Annotated in this window: 2 protein-coding genes and 1 pseudogene; 1 reads left to right on the forward strand and 2 read right to left on the reverse strand. The window is 50.9% G+C overall.

Annotated elements, in window-relative coordinates; genetic code table 11:
* A pseudogene (locus tag ACTF5Z_RS08790) lies at window positions 1–758 on the reverse strand (hydrolase); the annotation flags it as partial.
* 152 nt (window positions 759–910) lie between these two features.
* Complete coding sequence (locus ACTF5Z_RS08795; protein WP_438985308.1) at window positions 911–2,560, reverse strand: amidohydrolase family protein; 1,650 nt, start codon at window positions 2,558–2,560, stop codon at window positions 911–913.
* 145 nt (window positions 2,561–2,705) lie between these two features.
* Here ACTF5Z_RS08795 and ACTF5Z_RS08800 point away from each other — a divergent pair, with 145 nt between their 5' ends.
* Window positions 2,706–3,602: a bile acid:sodium symporter family protein gene (locus ACTF5Z_RS08800; protein WP_438985309.1), complete on the forward strand. Its 897-nt coding sequence runs from the start codon at window positions 2,706–2,708 to the stop codon at window positions 3,600–3,602.
* Window positions 3,603–3,696: the final 94 nt, after the last annotated feature.

Raw genomic sequence — 3,696 nt, forward strand, 5'->3', positions numbered from 1 at the left:
AGAGCGTTCGCTATGAGTTCCTGGGCTCCGTTATTCTCTGTAGTATCTGTTCCCAGTGTGTAACGAGTATGTGCCGCAGTCAGGCGGCCATATCGAGCACCCAGTTTCTGCAACTCGTAGAGCTCACGTGACGAAACACCCTCCCTCATATACCCTAAAGTACTTCCGACACCGGGGGCACCTGCTTGCAAACCACGATCAATCTCTTCAAGAATTGCGTTAGTCTGCTCTAAGCTCGGGCGCGTGACACTCCATCCATTTCTCTTACGCGTTTCCAACATGGCTAGTGGACCGGTTCGCAAGTAATCGCCTACCGATCCATCAATAACTGTCGCACGCGCAAATTCGTGACTCACCGCACAGCCGTAGTTGACTTGAGTTACACCCTCACGAGACTTGTACCAATCGTCGAGGTGGGATCCCGCACAGCCCAGCTCAAGATCCATGCTGCTGGTGAGGCCGTCACGTAACCCAAGCCTGTAACCCATGGGCGCCTGCCAGTGAAAGTGGGTATCAATAAAGCCCGGAGCAACCACTTTTCCCGCGGCATCCACAATTTCTTTTCCCTGAAGCGCCTCTTTGCTAATCGCAGAGATACGCCCATCTAGGACACCCACATTGGCGATATCGTCAAACTGTGTTTCAGGGTCGATAACCCTGCCCCCCATGATCACAATATCGTAGTCTTCCGCAAAAACACTCGATACCGTCAAGCAATTCAGTAGTAACACCGAAAGCATTAAAAATCGTTCGAACATAGCCTTACTCCTTCGTTCTGTCTTGCTCGATGCCGCGATATTGACGCTGGCCATGTCAACAGGCGCCTTCTATTCAAACCCAAATCGGAGTTGAGTCTGAATGTTCGAGATCGGATTTCATACCAATCCCCTAGAAACAGCCTACTCCCTGCTCAATGAATGTGGTCGCTAGGTATCAACATTTCAAACGGATGTGTATCAGGCACCTTGCCGTCAAACTCGACCGGTGCAACGTAGTAATTCTCAAACCAAGCTTCAAGCGTTATGGGTTCAAAGCGACTCTCAACGGAGTCAAAGCGGATCGGCTGCCCCGGATTGACCCCCTTAAGCACTCTAGAATTTTCCACGACGACTACGCCATTGACCACAACAAAAGGAATCCCGGTAGAGGGCAGAGTCCCCTGTGTATACGTCGCATTATCAGTCACAGTTGCAGGATCAAATATCGTAATATCCGCAACCTTACCCACCTGCATGCGCCCTCTTTCCTGCATACTCTTTAAGCCCATTTCACCGAGTGGGCGAGCCGAGTTGTAACTCGACATGGCAAGAACTTGCATCAAAGGAATGTTGTTTTCCCTGGCAAGGCGCAAAGCCTTCGCATAACTTCCGGCACCACGAGGATGGGTGTTGGGCAAGGCCTCATAGGGCGTATCCCAAGTCAAATCTTCGTCTGGGAGCATCGGCATACCATCAGTCACCAGGGAAACACCGGGCAGTTTGAGCCAGTCCACCACCGCCGTTTCAGACATCTTGAACACCAATACCGGCCTTACGGGATCCTGAGCGATCATCTGCGCGCGGGTCTTTTCTGTGTACCACTCGCCCGTCGCCACATCTTGAACCGTATCTTCGTAACGATTCCCGAGTGTATCCACCCACATTTCCGGGTCCAGAAAGACCGCGTTCAGAGCGGTGGAACCAGCGGCGTAGGGGTAAATTTCTCCCCACGCATTCATGCCACGCTGCCGCATTAGCACCAACAGCTCATGCACCAAGTTATAACCGGGGTTGTTAAAATGATTAGCCAAAGCAGGGGCAGCCAGTGCCGATGCGTTGGCCAGCAATTCCTGAATACCGTTAGCCTCAGTCGTATCGGTGCCGGGTGTGTATCGGAAGTGGGCGCCGACCTGCCGGCCGTAATGACCCGCCAGCCGCTGTATCTCAAATAGCTCTCGTGCCGACACGCCTTCGCGCATGTACCCCACAGTCGTACCAATACCGAGCGCACCAGCCTGCAGCCCTTGGTCTAATATTTCGAGTATCTGATTGCCCTCGTTAAAGGTAGGCCGGCGGCAACACCAACCAATACCCGCACTCCGGGAATAGGCGAGTGAGCGAGTATCTTCCGCAGCCTGGAAACCATCTAAAATTACAGAGCGGGCGAGCTCATGGGCAACGGCCTGTCCGTAATTCACTTGATTGTTCCCAGCGCGTGAGAGATACCATTGCTCAAGATGGGCGCCATGCGTGCCCACCTCCAGATCCATGACGCTGGTTCGTCCGTCGCGCAGAGCAAGCTTGTTTGACCAAGGTCGGTCATAGTGCCAATGTGTATCAATAAATCCGGGGGCGACAACATGACCGGAGGCATCAATCACGTTTTCTCCGGTAATCATATCCTGCGTAATAATCGCGATACGGCCATCACGAATGCCTACATTCGCGATCTCGTCGTAACGCGTCTCTGGATCCATAACTCGGCCGTTATTGATGACGAGATCGTAATCCTCAGCCTGACTTGTAGAGGCCATCACAGCGGCGACAACAAGTCCGAGTAGTTTTTTTATCGGTAATTCCATCTCTTGTGCCCTTTTAAAATGAGTGCTTCAGATGATCCTGAATCCTTCTTTCGACAATACCATATACTTTTCGTTATCGAAATATGATAATTTTCAGCAGGGGCGAAAGTGCTTCAATTAAGTTTATGACAACAAGGGGGGCCGCATGGCTGAATTTTACGTAAGGTACGAATACTGGTTTGCAGCCAGCCAACTGATTCTCGCTATGGTCGGCATGGGGGCCACCTTAACAGCGAGAGATTTTCATGATGTAATCCTAAAACCGTTGGCGATTTCGGTGGGCACCGCCATACAACTTATCGCTGTGCCACTCGCCGCCTTTTTGTTTTTGAGGTTACTTGGGATACACGAAGGCTTAGCTATCGGCTTCGCGTTGATTGCTGCGATCCCAGGCGGGACTGTTTCCAATATTTTTACATTTTTCGGCCGCGGCGATGCTGCTTTATCCATCAGTATTACCACCGTCACGACCGTCGCCTGCCTGGTCACCACACCACTGATTCTTTTTCTACTCATCAACCAATACCTACCGGCTGATTTCAGCATGCCCAGACTACAAATAATGAAGGAAATCGGGCTGACATTACTTTTGCCTCTTGCCGCAGGGATGTTATTTTTGAACCTCTTTCCTCGCAGCGCACCCACCTTATCCAAATGGAGTATTCGTGGATCCTTGATAGGCATTTTTGCAATTGTCGTAGGCTCTGCAATGGCAGGTAGGTTAAATCTGGCCGCGTTCGGCTTTGATAACGTCATACTCGTTGCAGCTTTTACTCTATTCCTGCTTGCTGTGGGATTTCTAATCCCCTGGCTGTTTGGTCTCTCGAGATCCGGGGCAACCGCCATTGAGCTGGAAGTTGTCGTGCGCAATATAAATCTTGGGGTTTTAATTAAGGCCTCGATTTTCCCGGCTGCCGCGGCAGAAACGGCGCAGCTCGGCAATACCGTATTGCTCACCCTCTTACTGTATGGCGCAATCATGCTGCTTTTATCTGCAGTACTTATCTTTGTCTACCGGCACACATCAGCAGCGCCACGGTAAACATCAACCTTTCCGGGGTGTTATTCAGAGCCATGTCTTATCCGCACTCGCCAACAACATTCATAGAATCTTTGCTATTGTAAAGTATTTAGAA

It is taken from the genome of Aequoribacter sp. (genome assembly GCF_965659035.1).
Taxonomy (GTDB): Bacteria; Pseudomonadota; Gammaproteobacteria; order Pseudomonadales; family Halieaceae; genus Aequoribacter.

What these genes read in the sequence shown, in the direction of transcription:
- ACTF5Z_RS08795 (WP_438985308.1), bottom strand. Translation starts at nt 2,560, where the DNA reads ATGGAATTACCGATAAAAAAACTACTCGGACTTGTTGTCGCCGCTGTG.
- ACTF5Z_RS08800 (WP_438985309.1), top strand. Translation starts at nt 2,706, where the DNA reads ATGGCTGAATTTTACGTAAGGTACGAATACTGGTTTGCAGCCAGCCAA.